We start from the raw sequence: 19989 nt of genomic DNA, 5'->3' as shown, positions 1-19989 counted from the left end.
AACATTATTGCAATAATGACAATTTATAGCTTATTAGTTAGTCATCACAGCAACAACTGACAGTGAGTTAATCCGTTTCGCATACATTGAGAGGGCTTATGCAGCTTAAGGCACTTCGTTATTTTTTAATGGTTTCCAGCTCCGGCAGCTTTCTCGCAACAGCGCGTCACTTTGGTGTCCCGGCCTCATCGGTATCGCGTGATATAGCAGCACTGGAAAAAGAGCTAAATCAGCAGCTTTTGTACCGAAGCACACGAGCGGTAACTCTGACAGAAAAAGGAACCTGGTTCCGGTCTCAGGTCAGGGAGGCTCTGGACCTGCTGGATAACGCTGCCGAGCAAATTGCTCAGGAAGGCCAGCAAATAAGTGGCAAAATAAGGATTAATGCCCCGGAAGCACTGGGCAGGCTGCATATTGTTAATCTCGTCAGTCAATTAAGAAGGAAATATCCGGGCGTATCCGTTGAACTGACCCTGACAGATACCTTTCGTGACCCGGTACAGGAGGGAAATGATATTACCTTCAGGGTAAGTACGGTCGAGGATTCCGGAATGTTAGGTAAGGTAATTTGCGATCAACAGTATATTGTGGCAGCCAGCCAGACCTATCTGCAGCAGAACGGTATACCGATGCAACCGGAAGATCTCCGCAACCATAACTGCCTGCTGTATCGTGGGGGATCAGGAGAACAGCGGTGGTATTACCGTACATCTCTGAAAGATAAGTATAAGAATATTGAGGTCAGTGGCGGCATAAGTAGCAACAATGCTGGAGCACTGGTCGCTGCGGCACAGGACGGAGCAGGCATTGTGCTGTTTCCAACATGGATTTTTAGCCCTGAAATTTTTGTGAATGGTAGTCTTATAAGACTCCTTCCTGAATGGGATATGTCAGCAGAATCTGTCCCGACCGTTATACACGCTCTCTATCCCGAAAATAAGCTTCGCTCGCACCGCATACGTGAAATTCTCAAATTTATGGTTGATGAGATCGGCTCCCCTCCATACTGGGATCAATACTTTATTAACAATCATTAACCGCTGGCGTATGTCTAAAAAATAGGTAATGAAATGATGAACTTTCGAACCATTTGCCTTAACGCTGAAATAAGCAATAATAGCGCGAGAGAAGTTCCGCTTATCGCTCACAGCGGAACAAGCTCAATCATTTGATGCCGTTCTTCCTTTAAGGAAAGCGACTGAACTCACTCTGCCTCGTAAGGGGCGTGAATAACGTCGCGTTAATTGTCTATATTGCTATCTGCCGTTCCGCGAGAGCATGTCTTGCTGCGCTTGATGCCCATTCATCGGATTGGTCCAGGTGTGCAATCTCTGACTCTGCTATCGGCGTTACACGAATGAGCGGAACTGAACCGAAAGGCAAATTATCAATCCTGCGGCTATCACGGCTGAGGATGATTCGGGTCACTGGGTTATATTCGTCTGTAAGAGCGCAAAACAGGATTGCGCCATAATTTTCTACATCAGCAGCAACCTGATAGCCATCGGCAACGAGATCCCCCAGGGTAATCAAGAGATGAGCCCAGTCATCAATCTGCTGGCTGATCATATTCGAAGCGTCTAATTCCATGAAAAGTTCGCATCCTACGCCATTTTCCGGGTCTGCAATGCCGGCCCAGGGCGTCGAGAGGCCATCAGTGGCAAGCGTTAATGTGGTGTTCCTCTTAATATTGAGCACCCGGCGATGGGGCCCGAACCATTTCGTCTGGTTATGTACGTTTGCGTCATCTCGTTCAACCGTAAAGCCATCTGAGACGCTGCCATACCTTTCCCAGAAGGCTCGCCTTGCTACAGCAGCAACCTCATAAATCGGGTCCTGAGGACCACGCGGCACAATTGTCTCATCGAATAATGTCTCAACCGTAACGCGCCCCCGTATTAACGGTATTTTAGACCTTGTCCAGTCAACGATAACCTTATTGAAGGGCTGTACCCTTGATGCTTCGAGTTTCTCGACAACCTCCCGGACCTTCTGTAAGGCGTGGTTACCCTCTGCAACGTGACTCCCGTCGGCATACATGTAACCTCCGGTTTGTGAGGAGACGCCTGCCTGTTCGGTGATAAAGAACCATTCTCCGTTCACCGCGCCAGCGGGTGCCTTGTCTAAGGCCGGGCGTAAGTCCCTTGCCGCATCAGAATTGGAATATGCTGTCATGTCTGTCCTTTAGCTTTATGTCTTATGCATCATACTTATTTCAGGCTTTTCAAAATTACAGTATTGCTTACCTTTAGGCCCAACAAACTGAAAAACGTCTGTCGGATTCATTTTGGCTCTGTTTAACATGGCTCTGGACAGTAAACGTCGGGGCTGGGATCTGGATGAGTTAATAACGCTTTATAACAGCCTTGATTTGCCATACAACGTCACTGCCTCTCAGGGGCAACGACATTCTCTTACCTAACTCAACAATCAACACCTCCCTCTGCCACTTTTTGCTAGTAACAAATTATCCACTGCCTTAACAGATATTCCACTAATAAAGTTTTTCTTAATCCTGCGGATATTTGAGTTAAATGAACTTATCGTCTCAATTAACGATGTTTTACAGTCTTTATTACACGATTACACACATTGACATGAATGTTGTTGATCGGTAATCATTGCGTAAAACAATAGGCATTTTCTTATTTCCAACTCGTTATCCGGCCGTGCCATTTATTAAATCATTGTTATGTCGGGATAACCTGAGAAAAATCGTGATCGGTGGGCCTTTTACTCTTTCTTAAATACAGGGCTCTTCAGACATGGGGTTTCTTCCAGTGCGACACGGTTGTCGCATTCTTCCTGCAATCATACTTCCTTTAGCCTTTGTCATTTCTGTGACCATTGCTGAGGCGAGGGCGCCTTCGCACTCTATCTCTGACGACACTTCGCCGGGGGGGTTGTACGCCGCACTGCGCAGCACCATGCTCCATCACCCCGGTCTGGCCAGTCAGCAGGCGCTTGTGCGTTCCAAAGAGGCCAACGCCGACAGCGCCCGCGCGGCACGTTTGCCAACCCTTGGGGCCAGCGCAGGGACGGGGCAAATTTCTGGTTACAATGATTCCAGTTCGACCACGCTGAGTGTATCGCAACCATTATGGGCGTTTGGGCGCATCGACAGCGCCATTGACTACGCCGACACTGACACACTTGCTCAGCAAGCCACGGCCTGGGCGACACGTCGTGACTTGCTGGAAGAGACCGCAGTGGCCTATGCGAATGTCCAGGGTGTTCGCGAGCGTCTTGCCGTTGCCGAATCGAACGTTACCAACCATCAGGCGTTGCAGGAACAGATCCAGCGCCGTCAGCAGGGGGGACTGGCGTCTTCGGCTGATGTCAGCCTGGCGAAGGCCCGGTTGTTACAGGCGCGTTCCTCATTCGAACAGGCCAAATCGGACCTGCTTACCGCTGAATCCACGCTGTTATCCTTGACGCAGGTGCCGGTCGCAAGCGACCTGCCGGTGCCTGGCAGCATCCTCAAACTGCCTGCCGATCGGGCTATACAGGAACAAATTCTTGCGCAGAGTGCAACCGTACGAGCCCGCGAAGCGGGGGTCACGCTTGCCGAAACGGATGTGAAACGTCAGCGCACCTCATCCATGCCGACCGTCTCCCTGCAAGCCTCTCGCAATGACTACTCGGGCATCCCCAATCAGAGAAATGAAAATACGATCAATGTTGTGGTGACCGGCACGATGGAAGGTCTGGGACTGGTGAACCGCGGCCTTCAGAACGCAGCAATGGAACGCGTGGAGTCCGCACGACAGGATCTGGCTCAACAACGCCACAGCGAAGACATTCAGACGCGCCAGCTGCTCGATCAGCGTGATGCTAACCAAATGCTGATGACGGGTTATGAGCAGTCTGTCATTGAGCTCAGCGACACGCTGGCATCCTTCCGACGCCAGTATGAATCGGGCTACAAGAGCTGGCTGGATGTCCTCAACGCCGTGCGCGAATTAACTGAACAACAACAAGCACTGGTAGCGGTACGATCGGCATGGCGGGTCGATTGCCTGCGCCTGGCTGCACGCACAGGACGTATGGACGATACCTCTGGCGCCCTGCCAGGCACCCAATTAGCTAACACGTCTGCGAGCCTTCCCTGATGATATCTGTTCCTCTCTCTGAATTACTGGCCTTGCTGGACAAGCTAAAGGCCCCGGTGAATAAAGCGGCGTTAACGCAGGCGTATGCACGTGCGCAGACCGTTCCTTCATTGACAGATCGCCCCCAGGATCATGTGCGCAGTTTACTGTCGGACGCGGGGATGAAAGATGTCCGGCTGGCGTTGCTTCCCTGGCGGCGTTTTGATCCCCGCCAACTCCCGGCACTGATGTGGCACGAACAGACATGGTGGCTAGCCGAGCGACACAGTGAGGGAGGGAATACCGATACCCTTACGCTGACCCGTGAAGGTGCCGAATCCCGAACGCTGACGGTAGACGATATTCTGACCGGTGCGCCGGGTACGGTTGCGGGTGACGAAACGGCTGTTCTCTGGGTGAGACTGGCTTCACCTGTACAGTCAGAAAACCTCTCTGATAGTGAAAACCCGGCCATGCGCCTGGTCTGGCGCGAGCTGTTGCGCGACCGCCGTTGGGTGTTCCAGGTCGTAGCCGCCACGCTGCTGGTGAACATCCTGGCCATTCCCACCTCGCTCTTCGCGATGCAGGTCTACGATCGCGTGGTGCCTACCCTGGCCTGGGCAACCCTGACCACGCTGGTCGTGGGGATGGTGCTGGTTGTGGGGCTGGACTGGCTGCTCAAAATGCTGCGGGCCCGTATCATGGACAGCGTTGCCAGCAGTGTGGATAAACGCCTTTCCCAGCATGTCTATGAACACCTGCTGCACCTGCAACTCGACCAGCAGCCCGGCAGTCTGGGCACGCTGGCCGCGCAGGTGGGGGCACTGGATTCGGTACGGCAGGTTGTCTCTGCCGGTCTGGTCTTTGGGATCGTGGATCTGCCGTTTGCCTTTCTGTTTATCGGGCTGATTGGTTTGATCGGTGGGCCCGTCGGCTGGGTTTACCTTGGAATGCTACCTGTCGCGTTGGCGCTTGGCCTGTTCACGCGTATGCGCTTACGCCGTCTCACGCGCCAACAGATGCTTCGCAGCAACGAGCGTCTGGGCCTGTTAGTCGACAGTATTCGCGGTGCCGAGACGCTGCGCGCCAGTCATGCTGGCTGGCGTTTTGCACAAGACTGGCAGACGCTCAGCAATTCCATCGCTGGCTACAGCATTCAGCAAAAATCGCTCAGTCAGTTCTGTACTAACACCACCGGCAGTCTGTCGACGCTGGCGTATGTTATGGGGATCGTGGTGGGCGTCTGGGGCGTCGAGGCCGGATATTTGACCACCGGGGGCATGGTCGCCTGCAGTATTCTGGGGGGGCGTGTCATCGGGCCGGTGAGTCAGGGCGTTCAGTACCTGATGCAATGGCAGCAGGTCAGAGAAGCGCTGGACATGGTGAACAACCTGCTGCGTAAACCGACGGAGCGTCGTCCCGGACAGACCCTGCTGTTGCCCGATCGCCTGCCAGAACATATTAGTGTGGAAAAGCTGCGCTTCGCCTTTCCGCAGTCTCCGGTACAACAACTCAATATTCCCGCACTTCGCTTTCACGCCGGTGAACGCGTTCTGCTGTTAGGGCCCGTTGGCGGCGGTAAATCGACGCTGCTGAAGATCCTGTCCGGGCTGTATCGCCCCGGTGAGGGCCGCGTACGCCTGGGCGATGCCGATTTGTGGGAGATCGATCCCCAACTGGTCAGTGCTCAGGTTGGCTATCTGCCACAAGCGGTGCAGCTCTTCAAAGGCACGCTGCGAAGCAATCTGATGCTCGCAGGAGCAGTCAGCGACACCACGCTGACCGACGTCACCCGCGATCTGGCGCTGGATCAGGTGGCTGCCAGTAATCCGCTGGGTATGGATATGGCGATCAGCGAAGGTGGCTCGGGTCTTTCTGGCGGTCAGCGCCAGCTGGTAGGGCTGGCACGTGTGCTGATGTCTCGTCCCCGTATCTGGCTACTGGATGAACCGACGGCCTCGCTGGATGGCGAAGCGGAGGCCCGTGTCTGGCAAGCATTACAGGCCAGGCTGCAGCCAGAAGATATCCTCATCGTCGCCACTCACCGTCCGATGGCTGCCGTTAATTTTGCCACCCGCGTCCTGGTCGTGCAGGAAGGCACCATCGTACGTGATGGTGCACCGGAAAAACTGATGCCAGGACTAATGGCCCGCGCCACGGGTTCGCGGCCCACCGTTGAAGTAACGAACTTAAAAACACGTATGCCTGAAGCATCTAATTCAGCAGGAGTCCTTAATGGCCGTTGAACTGTTTGACGACGAGGTCGCTGACGCCGCTCGCGTGCATCGGCTGGAAAACTACCACCGTAGCCGACTCTCCGCCGGGCTTATCGGGAGCATCGTCGTCCTGGTGCTGGGTTTTGTCATCTGGGCGATCTATTTTCGCATTGATGAAGTCGCACGGGCACACGGGGAAGTGATCGCCAGCAGCCGGGTGCAGATAATCCAGACCGTGGACGGGGGCGTACTGTCCGAGCTGGGCGTCAAAGAGGGTGACCATGTTAAGGCGGGGCAGATTCTGGCTCGTCTCGACCCAACCCGCGTTGAGGCAGCGGCGGGTGAAGTGGACGCGCGTATCGTCGGTCTACGGGCGCGTATTGCCCGACTGCGCGCAGAATCAACGGGCCAGTCAGCCCCCCGGTTCCCGTCCGATCCCGGCCCGGCATTGCGCGAACAGGCAGACATTGAACGCGCCCTGTTTTTGCAGCGCCGTCAGAGCCTGCAGGAAGATATCACTGCGCTGCAAACCGCTGTCAATTTAGCCAGTCAGAAACTTAGCCTGGTGAACGGGCTTGAACGCTCTGGGGATGTGAGCACCAGTGAGCGGCTTAACGCGCAGCGCGATCTCAATGAAGCCCGTGCCCGCCTGCTGGGTCGACGCAATAAGTTTCTGGATGACGCGCGAGCCGATCTCACCAAGGCCGAAGATGACCTGAGCCAGACGCTGCAACAGATGGCCGGCCGTCGCCAGCAGGTGCACGATACGGTCTTTACGGCCATGGGACCTGGGATAGTCAAAAACGTCCGCGTCACCACGCTGGGTGGGGTATTACGTGCCGGTGATGAGATCATGCAGATCGTCCCGTCAGATGATGCCCTCATCATTGAGGCTAAGGTTCTGCCTGCTGATATTGCCCGCGTTCAGGTTGGACTGCCAGCTACCGTACGCCTCGATCCCTTCGATTACACCATTTATGGCGCATTGCAGGGGGAGGTGATCTATGTGTCGGCCGACACCCTTAAAGAAAACACACCCCGTGGCGAGGAGATCTACTACCGCGTTCATGTTCGTTTGAAAAGCCATGCAGAAGGAGAGGGGCAGCTTGTGCGCAGTACGACAGGTCGTCAGCTGGACATCCTGCCGGGCATGACATCTCAGCTCGATATCCGTACCGGCGATCGCACGCTGATGGACTTTTTACTTAAACCTTTGCGCAAAACACTCAGTGAATCATTCCAGGAGCGATGACACCGCAGGTGGTCGTTGCAACCCGATTTTCCTGTTCGCCCCAATTGGACACAACACACAATGACATCCGAGACCCAGATGAACCCACGCCAATATACGCTCAGTACCGGTAAAACCCGTATTACCCTGCAGGCCGGGCAGGCCAACATTCACAAGGCCGCGCCGGGTGAAGCTTACCGGGTGCTCAAGCGCCAGGGCGATAAAGATCAGGAAAAGCTGGCCGATGACGTCGTGGCTTCGCGTCACGGGCAAGATCTGCAGCTGGACTATGCCGATGGCACCACGTTGACCCTGCAGGACTGGTATTCGCAAAACGATACCAGCGTCACCCTGCCTGCTGATGGCACCGCTACCCAACTGATGACGCCCGGTAGCACCGAAGGGGCGGCGTTGGCCGACGGCAGCCATGTTCTCTATGCGCACGGTTCGCCGGACGCGCTGGCCAGCATGACCTCTGGTCACCCGGGTCTCGAGAGTATCTTAGCCGGCCTGCAGAATAGCTCTGTGGTGTCTGGCCATCCGATCACCTACCTTCCTCAATCGCACTCTTACGTGGGCTACCTGGCTGGCGCTCTCGCATTAGGTGGCGTGGTCGGGGTTGCCGTGGCGAGTGGTCATAGCGGGAGTGACAATGGCGGCAAGCACGATAACGGCGGTGGAGAACCCGCTGTACAGAACGCCGTCGAGCTTAATTTTGTCGGCGGCCCGGCGCTCAGCAGTAACGATTTGAATGTAGAGATTTATCAGGCCGATGGAAAAACGCTGATTGGCTCGGGGACGCTGGGGCCCAACGGCTCGGTAACCATCTCTGCTGGCAGTTACAGCGGCGTGGTGATTGTTAAGCTCGTCAACAGCGGCAGCGCTGCTGACTACCTGGACGAAGCGACTGGCGCGGGAAAAGACCTCTCTGCGCAGCTCTGGAGCATGGGTGTTATCTCCGGAGACAACAGTACCCTCGTTCTCAATATTAACGTGTTGACCACTCTCGCCTATAACAAGGCTCAGGAAGCCATCGGCGGCACGCCTGACAGTCCAGCCACCCTGAGTGCGACGCAGGTGGCCGACACGTCCGCCGCCATTAGCAGCCTGTTTGGTGTGGATGACATTCTGAACACTACGGTCGTGGCAACCAACGGCGGTAGTTATGACGCTACCGATGGCCTGAGTACCGGTGAAAAATATGGCCTGCTGCTGGCGGCATTCTCCGGCGCGGAAGCCAACGCCGGTGCATCCACCCAGGCCATCCTTGACACCGTCACTGCCGGGATCACACTCGGCAGCAGTAGCAGTTTGTCCGATGAGGTGCAGTCGTTGCTGATTAAAGGCGCAGCGACCGCCACTGACACGTCCGGTGGACTCAGCCTCATTATTGATACCCATGCGCCTGTCTTCAGCAGCGCCACGACGGCCAGCGTGGATGAGAACATCGGGGCAGGCCAGGTGGTCTGGACTGCTGTCGCCACCGACCCCAGCCAGTTTAGCTACAGCCTGAGCACCACCGGCGATAGCGCGCTGTTCAGCATCAATGCCGCCACCGGTGCGGTCACCCTGATCGGCAACCCGGACTTTGAGAACAAAGCCAGCTACAGCTTCACCGTGGTGGCCACCGATGCGGCGGGCAACGCCAGCAGCCAGAAGGTGACCCTGGGGATCAACAACCTTGATGAAGTTGCCCCGACCATCACCAGCGGCACCACCGCTACCGCAATCAACGAAAACAGCGGCGCAGGGCAGGTGATCTACACCGCCACGGCGACCGATACCGGCGATATCAGCAATGGCGTCACCTTCTCCCTGAAAGCGGGCAGCGACGCGGATCTGACGATTGATCCGATCACCGGCGCGGTCACCCTGACCGGCGACCCGAATTTTGAGAGCAAAGCCAGCTACAGCTTCACCGTGGTGGCCACCGATGCGGCGGGCAACGCCAGCAGCCAGAAGGTGACCCTGGGGATCAACAACCTCGATGAAGTTGCGCCGACCATCACCAGCGGCACCACCGCTACCGCAATCAACGAAAACAGCGGCGCAGGCCAGGTGATCTACACCGCCACGGCCACCGATACCGCCGATATCAGCAACGGCGTCACCTTCTCCCTGAAAGCGGGCAGCGACGCGGATCTGACGATTGATCCGATCACCGGCGCGGTCACCCTGACCGGCAACCCGGATTTTGAGAGCAAAGCCATCTACAGCTTCACCGTAGTGGCCACCGATGCGGCGGGCAATGCCAGCAGCCAGAAGGTGACCCTGGGGATCAACAACCTCGATGAAGTTGCCCCGACCATCACCAGCGGCACCACCGCTACCGCAATCAACGAAAACAGCGGCGCAGGCCAGGTGATCTACACCGCCACGGCCACCGATAGCGCCGATATCAGCAACGGCGTCACCTTCTCCCTGAAAGCGGGCAGCGACGCGGATCTGACGATTGATCCGATCACCGGCGCGGTCACCCTGACCGGCAACCCGGACTTTGAGAACAAAGCCAGCTACAGCTTCACCGTGGTGGCCACCGATGCGGCGGGCAACGCCAGCAGCCAGAAGGTGACCCTGGGGATCAACAACCTTGATGAAGTTGCGCCGACCATCACCAGCGGCACCACCGCCCCGGCGATTAACGAAAACAGCGGCGCAGGCCAGGTGATCTACACCGCCACGGCGACCGATACCGGCGATATCAGCAACGGCGTCACCTTCTCCCTGAAAGCGGGCAGCGACGCGGATCTGACGATTGATCCGATCACTGGCGCGGTCACCCTGATCGGCAACCCGGACTTTGAGAACAAAGCCAGCTACAGCTTCACCGTAGTGGCCACCGATGCGGTGGGCAACGCCAGCAGCCAGAAGGTGACCCTGGGGATCAACAACCTCGATGAAGTTGCGCCGACCATCACCAGCGGCACCACCGCTACCGCAATCAACGAAAACAGCGGCGCAGGCCAGGTGATCTACACCGCCACGGCGACCGATACCGGCGATATCAGCAACGGCGTCACCTTCTCCCTGAAAGCGGGCAGCGACGCGGATCTGACGATTGATCCGATCACTGGCGCGGTCACCCTGACCGGCAACCCGGACTTTGAGAACAAAGCCAGCTACAGCTTCACCGTAGTGGCCACCGATGCGGTGGGCAACGCCAGCAGCCAGAAGGTGACCCTGGGGATCAACAACCTCGATGAAGTTGCGCCGACCATCACCAGCGGCACCACCGCTACCGCAATCAACGAAAACAGCGGCGCAGGCCAGGTGATCTACACCGCCACGGCCACCGATACCGCCGATATCAGCAACGGCGTCACCTTCTCCCTGAAAGCGGGCAGCGACGCGGATCTGACGATTGATCCGATCACCGGCGCGGTCACCCTGACCGGCAACCCGGATTATGAGAGCAAAGCCAGCTACAGCTTCACCGTGGTGGCCACCGATGCGGCGGGCAACGCCAGCAGCCAGAAGGTGACCCTGGGGATCAACAACCTCGATGAAGTTGCGCCGACCATCACCAGCGGCACCACCGCTACCGCAATCAACGAAAACAGCGGCGCAGGCCAGGTGATCTACACCGCCACGGCCACCGATACCGCCGATATCAGCAACGGCGTCACCTTCTCCCTGAAAGCGGGCAGCGACGCGGATCTGACGATTGATCTGATCACCGGCGCGGTCACCCTGACCGGCAACCCGGATTTTGAGAGCAAAGCCATCTACAGCTTCACCGTAGTGGCCACCGATGCGGCGGGCAATGCCAGCAGCCAGAAGGTGACCCTGGGGATCAACAACCTCGATGAAGTTGCCCCGACCATCACCAGCGGCACCACCGCTACCGCAATCAACGAAAACAGCGGCGCAGGCCAGGTGATCTACACCGCCACGGCCACCGATAGCGCCGATATCAGCAACGGCGTCACCTTCTCCCTGAAAGCGGGCAGCGACGCGGATCTGACGATTGATCCGATCACCGGCGCGGTCACCCTGATCGGCAACCCGGACTTTGAGAACAAAGCCAGCTACAGCTTCACCGTGGTGGCCACCGATGCGGCGGGCAACGCCAGCAGCCAGAAGGTGACCCTGGGGATCAACAACGTTGATGAGCAGGCCCCGAGCTTCACCACCGGCAACAGCAGCGACAGCTATGCCAGCGCCACGGTAAGCGTTGCTGAGAATACCGCCGCCAGCACCGCCATCTATACCGCACAGGCCAACGATAATGACGCCGCCGACGGTGGCGAGCATGTCACCTATAGCCTGGCTGACGAGCCTGGTCGCGCAGACGCCCAGTATTTCACTATCGACGCTGCAACGGGTGCGGTCACCTTTAATACCAGCCCCGACTATGAAGGCACCCACGTGCCGCAATACACCTTCAACGTCGTTGCCACTGACGCCGCGGGTCACGCAACCACGCAGACCGTTACCGTCAATGTCACCGATGTGGACGAAATCGCACCGACTGTCACCCTCGACGGCAGCTCGTCGGGGCCAGTAATGTTGAGCCCGGCGACCTACTCCACTTACCCCAACGGTTTTGACACCACCGCGCTGGGTGACGGCAGCTTCCTGGTGACATGGGCAGGCAACAACAATGGCAGCTACGGGATCTATGCGCAGCGCCTCAGCGCTCAGGGTGTGGCGCTGGGTGATGCCGTACAGCTGGCATCAGGTGCGACCAACTCGTTCTACAACTGGTCAGACAGTGTTGTCAGCGTGACAGCCATTAATGATGCAGGGGCTTACGCTGTGGCCTGGATCGGCCAGAACGATGGCAGCAACGACACCAGCATCTATACGCAGTTATTCAACGCTGACGGCATCTCCCTATCCGCAGCTGTGAAACTGGATGGGTACGCTTCTGCGCAGGACATCGCCCCGCAGATCGCGACGCTGGCCGATGGCGGCTATATCGTGACCTGGTACACCAGCGGCAGCGACGGCGTGTACGTGCAGCGCTTTGACAACGCCGGTGTCGCCGTGGGCAACACCGTGCCACTGGTGGTGCCTGGCTCTTATAGCAATGCCAGCCCGCAGATCACCGTGCTGGACAATGGCGGCTACGTGGTGACCTGGCAGGGCTATACCTCCGGCGATTACCACATCTACGTGCAGCAGTTCGACGCTACCGGCACCGGTTCCCCCCCGGTGGTGCTGGATGGCACTACCGGAAACAGTTCCAGCTACGAAACCCAGCCGCAGATCACGGCGCTGACTGGCGGCGGCTATGTCGTCACCTGGTCGGGCTTCGACTACAACAGCTCGAATTACGACAGCAGCACCTGGGTGCAGCAGTTCGATGCCACTGGCGCTAAAGTCGGCACCCCCGTCGAACTGGACGGCTTGAGCAGCGGCAGTAACGGTGGCAACTATACCTATCCGTATGTTGCCGCGCTGGCCGACGGCGGCTACGCCATCACCTGGATGGAATACGACACCACCAACGGATCCTGGGATTACACTGTCTATGTGCAGCAGTTCACTGCAGGTGGCAGCAAAGTGGGCGCTGTCGTGCAACTCGATGCACCGCACAACAATACGAGCAATAACTACGACGAAAACCCGCGCATCACGGCGCTGGGTGATGGCGGCTACGTCATCACCTGGATGGGTAATAGCGGCTCGAGCCCGGACATCTATGTGCAGAAGTTCAATGCCAGCGGTGTCGCGGTAGGCGATATTGTGCGTCTGGAGGCTTCCGGCGGCGCGATTGACCAATACCCACAAGTCACCGCCGTCGGTGCAGACGGCGAATACATGGTGACCTGGTACGCTTTCAATCCTGCCAACGGTATTTTTAACTTCAACCTGTATGTGCAGAAATTTAACGCCGACGGCAGCACCTACGAAAACCTCGTCGTGCTGAACCATGATGGCCACGCGACCGTGCAAAGCAGCGAAAGCGGCACCGTCTATCTGGTCAACGACACAGTGGTGGTCAGTCAGCTTAGCGACATTACCGGCGCGGCTAGCGACCAGTGGGCCAGCACTGTCGTTACCGCCAATACCCCTGCAGCGATCTCCGCAGCCAACCTCGCTGACGGTACCTACCATGCCTGGGCTGTTGATGCGGCAGGCAATCTGTCAGTCATTTCCGGCAGCAGCGTGATGGTGGATAACGTCGACCCTGTCTTCACCAGCGCGGCCACCGCCGCCGACATTACGGACAGCACCGTCGCTGGCGACACGGTCTACACCGCTGCCGCGACCGACGCGCACGGGGTCACCTACAGCCTGAACGACATCCAGCACTTCCGCATCAACGCCAGCACCGGCGTCGTGACGCTGCTCACCAGCCCGGCCAAGGCCACCGGTGCGCAATTCATTGTCACCGCCACCGATGCCGCCGGTAATCAAACCACGCAGACCGTCACCTACAACGTCGTCGATACTACACCGCCGATCGCCACGCTTATCCGTGACGCGGATGGCGTGGAGAACAGCGGCGAGACGGTGAGCGTGCAGAGCACCGAAGCTGGCACGGTATACCTGGTCAGCGACAGCGTGACAGTGACGGATCTGAACAGCCTCACCAGTGCTGCCGACAACCTGGTAAATAGCGTTGCCGTCACGGCCAACAACGGCTCTACGCTTGCGCTGACTGGCCTTGCCGACGGCACTTACCACGCTTACGCCGTGGACGCGTCCGGCAATGTCTCTGCTATCTCCGGCAGCAGCGTGATCGTGGACAACACCGCACCTGTTATTGCAGGCGGCGCAACTGCTACCGGCACCACCCTCACCAGCGGCGCAGCGGCGGGCACCCAGGTGTACGACGCCAACGCCAGCGATGCCAACGCCGTCACCTACAGCCTGGATCAGGACAGCCTCGGCTGGTTCGACATCAACGCCACCACCGGTGTCATCACCCTGAACAGCGCCGCCGTGGCTGGCAGTTATAACCTGGTCGTGACCGCCACCGATGCGGCGGGCAACCACAGTAGCCAGACCGTTACCGTTGAGGTGGCGCCAGGCCTCAACCTTGATGGCAGCGCAATGGTCTCGGGCAGCACCAACGACACCTCTACCGAGATGACCATCAACCTCGGCCTGGAGAAGTTGAGTAACGGCTATACGGTTGTCGAATATATGCGGCAGACCGGCGGCGACTATATCACCTGGGATCCGACCGGTGCGCTGTACGACGGCGTCGTCAGGGTGCTGGACGTGAACAACAACGTCGTCAAGACCCTGGACATCAGCATTCCTGCGGGCTACACCATGCTGGATACGCAGATCAAGGCGCTGGCCAACGGCGGCTTCGTTGTGGCCTGGTCGCAGGTGGATACCCTTAACTGGAATGACTACAGCGTCCACTACGCTATCTACGACAACAGCGGCAACCTGCAATCGAGCGACACGCTGGCGTCACCTGGCCAAGGCGTCACCATTGCCGCGCAGAGCAGCGCGAATGGCGGTGATTTCGCGATCGCTTACCAGACTTACGGACCGGGGACCGACCAGCAGCAGGCCGTCTCTGTCTTCCATTACAACGGCAGCGGAACCAGCTTCACACCGGTCGCGCAGACCCTGATCGGCGGCAACAGCGCGAGTCAAAACTTCGGCGGCGTTGCCAGCCCGGCAGTCCAGTTGATGAAATTCCAGCTGTCGCCAGGTGTACTGACGGCACTGAGCGATGGCAGCTATGTCCTGGCCTCCGAGGTCTACGACTGGATTGGCACGCCGGGTCAGTCGGCGACAAGCACGCCTATTGGTGCCTTCATCTTCAAGCTCGACGACACCGGCGCGCTGGTCAATTTCGACGGCGGCACCACCTGGCAGCGCGTTAACTGGAATGACGAGCAAACTTCTCCGACCAACGTCATTGCGTTCGACGGCGGTTTTGCCGTCTTTAGCCAGGAATACCGCTCCGCGACCTGGGAGGTCACGCTCTACAACAACAACGGGACGCTGATCACCACCAACGTTCAGAGCAATACCGTCTATAACATGGGGACCCAGAGCTATCACGCCGTGGACGTTGGCGCGATGGACAAAACGCTTCATGACGAGCTGGCGTGGGCAAGCAGCGGCTCCGTGGCTGCATCGGCTACGGCCTATGACAACGGCACCGATCTGGTGTTTGTGTTCCCTGACGGTAACGGCGGCTTTAGCCAGGTCACCATCTCCAAAACCACCGGCGAGCTGACCAGTGCCGTGACCGACAGCGGTATCACGGTGCCTCAGGGCGGGCAGTTGTATAACCCGCGGATCGTCTCCGACGGCGCGGGCGGCTATGACATCACCTATTCTGTGCTGTTTGATTCCGACTCAAGCGATGGCGGCAAAAGCGGCTACGCAGTGGGTGGTATCTACCAGATCGGCCTGAATGCGCCTGTGGCACCGACAGTAACCGATGCCCATATCGCCATCACCTCCATGCCAGGTGGCGCAGACGGCAGTACCTACAAGGTCGGCGACACCGTTACCGCCATGTGGGACAACTCCGCCAGCGGCGATGCCAATGCCAGCACTGTAAGCAGCGTCACCATGGACTTCAGCCAGTTTGGTGCCAGCACGCCAACGACCGCCTGGGACGACGGTACCCACGGGGATGCCATCGCGGGCGATGGGAAATTCACGGCGCAATACACCCTCACCGCCGGTGCCATTAACCACGTAGACAGTCGCAACGTCGCCGTCACGGTCACCACGGCAAACCACGGCATGGCGACTGCGGCGGACAGCACCGGCCTGACGGTAGACAACACTGCGCCGATGCTCACCAGCAGCACGCCGCAGGACAACGGCGGCAGCGTTGCCACGGGCGCGAATCTCACGCTGACCTTCAGCGAGGATGTGCAGGCTGGCAGCGGCCATATCACCCTCGTCAACGAGAGCAACAGCAGTCTGAACAAGGTTATCGACATCACCGACAGTTCGCAGGTCAGCATCAGCGGCAACACGGTGACGGTGAACCCGACAACGGATCTGGCGGCAGGCGCAAACTACCACGTCCAGATCGACAGCACAGCGCTGCACGATACGGCGGGCAATGACTATGCCGGGATCAGTACCTCGACGGGGCTGAATTTCACGACCGTTTCCGCCGGGATGGGGGATCCGTCCATTGTGGTATTCGACCTGACGACGGGCCAAAGCTCCGATCACAACGGGCGCGTCTTTGATGCCAATACCGCGTACACCATCTATATCCAGGTCAACAGCAATTACGGTTCGCTGGCTGGGCTGGACAGCAACGAGATGTGGTCGGGCGCGCAGAATCTGAGCCAGGACGACAAGATTGTGCTGGTGGGCACGGGCAGTGATGTTCGGGGACAGTATGGCGATCCCGTGATGAATATGAATCACGGTGGGAATGCCGTTAACTGGTTGGCGGGGTTCTCTACTTCGTTTTCTGCTTATAACGCCGCCGGTGTTGATGCTAACGGCCAATTCTATCGTGGTGGTTATAGCGCGGATCTCTGGACCGGCTCATGGGCCCAAAACCCGAATGGGGACAGTTCGTTTGCTCAGGCGTATCTGCCGGCGATGCCTGCTGGCCTCCTCACCTCGCAAGGGCTGGCGCTGCCATGACAGGTTCTCTGACGTTGCTACGCCGTCTGGTCGACATGCGGCAGTTCGACGCGCTGCATGAGGCCTGTTATAGCCTGCCGGTGATGTCACCGGCAGAACAGGTGCTGCTGGCTCTGGCCCAGGCCCATCTGGGCCAGCCAGAGGCGGCCCGCCAGGCGCTGATGGTGCTGAGCCCGGCGGCACTGGAGGTCGACGCCCGCGTCGACCTGGCCGCCATACACCTGTTTCTTGGGGAATGTGACGCGGCGCAGGCGCTGCTGGAAGCCACCCGCACAGAGGCGCCAGACCACGCGCTTTTGCTGGCGCGTCTGGCTGCCTGTTATGTGCAGCATCAGCGGGGGGAGGAGGCTATCCCCCTGTATGAACGCAGTCTGCGCCTGCAGCCCGACGTCGACGTTTATCAGCAACTGTTGCGTCTCCATCTGCAACGGGAGAATTTGCCGCAGGCCGAGGAGACGCTGGCCGCCGCCGACCTCTTCTGGGCAGGCGAACGGGAGCACTGGCCTGCACCGCAGGCGGCTCTGCACGACCAACAGCTGCGCGGCCTGCGCCTGGAGCTGTGGCTGGCCCGTGACGACAACGCCCGCGCTGAAACCTGGCTGGAGTCACGCCATGCTGAACTGGCTGAGGACGATTATTGCGGCCTGCTGACCGGCTATGCTCAGCGTCTGGCCGAGCGTGGACGCCATGCCCAGGCCGAGGATGCGCTGCGCCGTGGTCTGGGGCATTACCCGGAACAGCCGGACCTGTATCAACAGCAGGCTGAACTGGCGGAGTTACAGGGGCGTCTGCCTCAGGCTATCTCATTGTTGCACCGTGCCATCCATCTGGCCGGACAGCAGCAAAACAAGACGCTTCCTTTGCGCCTGAAGCTGGCCAGCGTTGCCACTCAGGGCCATCCGGCGCTGGCGCGTCAGATGGCTGAACAGGCTATCGAGGAGGCCGGGGCGCTGACGCCATCATCCGAGATGGACGCCGGGCAGATCGGCCAGTGGCTGGCCCAGGCGCAAGTGGCACTCGCCGGGGCGGATGCGCAAGAACAGCACTACAGTGGGGCAGAGGCGCGATACCTCGAGGTACTGCAAGCGTATCCGCACCTGGTACCCGCCCTGCAGGGGCTGGGGCAGCTGTATATGCAACTGGGGCGCATCGACGAGGCGGTCGCGTTGTTCGAGCAGGTGTTGGTTGTCGACCCGGCACGCGGTCATGCGGCACTGATTAACGCCCGACGTTTTCCGCAAGACGACGAAACGTTGATTCGCCTGGAAACCCTGGCCCGACGGCCTGGCCTGTCCGGCCCGGTGCAGCCTGGATTGCTGCTGCAACTGGCTGCGGCCTGGGAAAAGCGCAAGGACTACACCAAAGCCTTCACCCTGGCCAATGACGCCAATGCGGCCAGCCGCGCACTGCTGCGCTACGACCCGGTTTCGCACCGGCAGGGCAGCGCGCGTATCCGTCACGCGTTCAGTCGTTCGCTCTACGAACACCGTGGCGGCATCGGCAACGATTCAACGCTGCCGGTATTCGTACTGGGTATGCCGCGTTCCGGGACCACGCTTGTCGAACAGATCCTCGCGGGCCACAGCCAAATCCACGGCGCGGGCGAACTGGGGGTGATCCCCAGTACGATTGCCCGGCTGGAACGCTGGGAACGTCATACGGGTTCAGGACGTCATTACCCGGATTGTGTGGACGATCTATCGGCCGATGTCGTGGCGGGTATCACCGACAGCCTGCTTAGGGAACTGCGGGAAACCTTGACCGAAAATGCGTCTGAGGTCCGGCACGTGGTGGACAAGCTGCCACACAATTTCGAGAACATTGGTCTTATCAAGCTGCTGTTCCCGAACGCGCGGATAATCTCAGTGCGACGCGACCCACGCGATATCGCTATCTCCAACTACTTCACCGACTACGCGGCCAGGCACGGCGGGATGGGCTTCGCCTATGACCTGCGGTGGATTGGCGAACAACTGGCCGACCACAACCTGATGATGCACCACTGGAACCAGCTGTTCCCTGGCGACATTCTCGAGGTGCGCTATGAAGACGTGGTCTCTGAGCCGGAGCGCGAGGCGCGTCGCATGCTGGAATACGTGGGCGTGCAATGGGAGCCGCAGGTGCTCGACACCTCTGAGCTGAACAGACCGGTCAAGACAGCCAGCGTGTGGCAGGTGCGTCAGCCTATCTATCAGACTGCACGTGAACGCTGGCGACGTTACGCGGACTTTCTGACGCCGCTGATCGCGGGGACTAACGCGAGGATTGTGCATGAACCTATCGAGATGGTGAGCTTGCCCGTGCCGGGAATGCAGACCGACGGCATCGCCCGCTATCGCGAGGGGAAGCTTGATGAAGCCGAGATGCTCTTCAGGCGTCTGCTGCATCACGTGCCCGAACACGCGACCGCGCATTTCATGGTGGGCCTGATTTGCGTGCGTAAAGGGCACCTGGCGGATGGCATTGCGCACATGGAAAAGGGACACCAGGCCTGCCCATGGAATGTCAACTGGCGACGCGATCTGGCGCTGGCATACGAATTAGCGGAGCAACCGGAAAAAGCACAGAGGGTAAGGGGGCGTCACGTCGGTATGGATGACAGAGTGATGAGCGTAATAGATATTGACCAGGATGATGCACTTCCTCTGGGCTATTCCATTCGCACCTCCGCGACGGCACTGTTTTAATTTAGCGGGCAAGGAGGCCCGCAAACATCTAAGCGGGCCATACACGTTGGCGGTATCAGTCAGGCGATAACCGCTGTTGTTCTAATCGTTCCGGGCTTCGGGCCGACCGATCGGGATGGAAACAACCCGCCTGGTGTGAATGCATCGCCTTACCCACTTCTTGCTGAAGGCCTGGCTGCAAAAGGCTTTGCAACGCGTCGTATCGACAAATGTGGAAT

Annotated in this window: 7 protein-coding genes; 6 read left to right on the top strand and 1 reads right to left on the bottom strand. The window is 58.6% G+C overall.

What is annotated here, in order from left to right; translation table 11 throughout:
• Window positions 1-98 precede the first annotated feature (98 nt).
• Window positions 99-1037 (top strand): LysR family transcriptional regulator, encoded by a 939-nt coding sequence (locus SOM40_RS11975; protein ID WP_225758695.1) that lies wholly within the window; start codon window positions 99-101, stop codon window positions 1035-1037.
• Window positions 1038-1248: 211 nt separating this feature from the next.
• On the opposite strand, the gene SOM40_RS11970 is transcribed toward SOM40_RS11975, so the two are convergent.
• A complete protein-coding gene (locus tag SOM40_RS11970; protein WP_320530016.1) occupies window positions 1249-2175 on the bottom strand; it encodes a hypothetical protein in 927 nt (308 codons plus the stop codon).
• Window positions 2176-2903: 728 nt separating this feature from the next.
• Between SOM40_RS11970 and SOM40_RS11965 the strand changes: the two genes are divergently transcribed.
• The 5 genes from SOM40_RS11965 to SOM40_RS11945 all read left to right on the top strand — a co-directional run bounded on the left by SOM40_RS11965 (window position 2904) and on the right by SOM40_RS11945 (window position 19771).
• Window positions 2904-4112: a TolC family protein gene (locus SOM40_RS11965; protein ID WP_261645322.1), complete on the top strand. Its 1209-nt coding sequence runs from the start codon at window positions 2904-2906 to the stop codon at window positions 4110-4112.
• A gap of 134 nt (window positions 4113-4246) precedes the next feature.
• Complete coding sequence (locus tag SOM40_RS11960; protein WP_320530015.1) at window positions 4247-6337, top strand: peptidase domain-containing ABC transporter; 2091 nt, start codon at window positions 4247-4249, stop codon at window positions 6335-6337.
• On the top strand, window positions 6327-7559 hold the full coding sequence (locus SOM40_RS11955; RefSeq protein WP_320530014.1) for a beta-barrel domain-containing protein: 1233 nt from the start codon (window positions 6327-6329) through the stop codon (window positions 7557-7559). Before SOM40_RS11960 ends, SOM40_RS11955 begins: the two co-directional genes overlap by 11 nt.
• A 78-nt stretch (window positions 7560-7637) precedes the next feature.
• Window positions 7638-17084, top strand: coding sequence for a cadherin domain-containing protein (locus SOM40_RS11950; protein WP_501050318.1), 9447 nt, complete (start codon window positions 7638-7640; stop codon window positions 17082-17084).
• A complete protein-coding gene (locus SOM40_RS11945; protein ID WP_320531120.1) occupies window positions 17081-19771 on the top strand; it encodes a sulfotransferase in 2691 nt (896 codons plus the stop codon). The genes SOM40_RS11950 and SOM40_RS11945 overlap by 4 nt, the downstream gene beginning before the upstream one ends.
• Window positions 19772-19989 lie beyond the last annotated feature (218 nt).

It is taken from the genome of Leclercia sp. CFBP8987 (genome assembly GCF_034044995.2).
GTDB lineage: Bacteria > Pseudomonadota > Gammaproteobacteria > Enterobacterales > Enterobacteriaceae > Enterobacter > Enterobacter tamurae.
This window is presented reverse-complemented; position numbering and strand designations above follow the sequence as displayed.

Coding starts and splice junctions, on each gene's coding strand:
- SOM40_RS11975 (WP_225758695.1), top strand. CDS start 99: ATGCAGCTTAAGGCACTTCGTTATTTTTTAATGGTTTCCAGCTCCGGC.
- SOM40_RS11970 (WP_320530016.1), bottom strand. CDS start 2,175: ATGACAGCATATTCCAATTCTGATGCGGCAAGGGACTTACGCCCGGCC.
- SOM40_RS11955 (WP_320530014.1), top strand. CDS start 6,327: ATGGCCGTTGAACTGTTTGACGACGAGGTCGCTGACGCCGCTCGCGTG.
- SOM40_RS11950 (WP_501050318.1), top strand. CDS start 7,638: ATGAACCCACGCCAATATACGCTCAGTACCGGTAAAACCCGTATTACC.
- SOM40_RS11945 (WP_320531120.1), top strand. CDS start 17,081: ATGACAGGTTCTCTGACGTTGCTACGCCGTCTGGTCGACATGCGGCAG.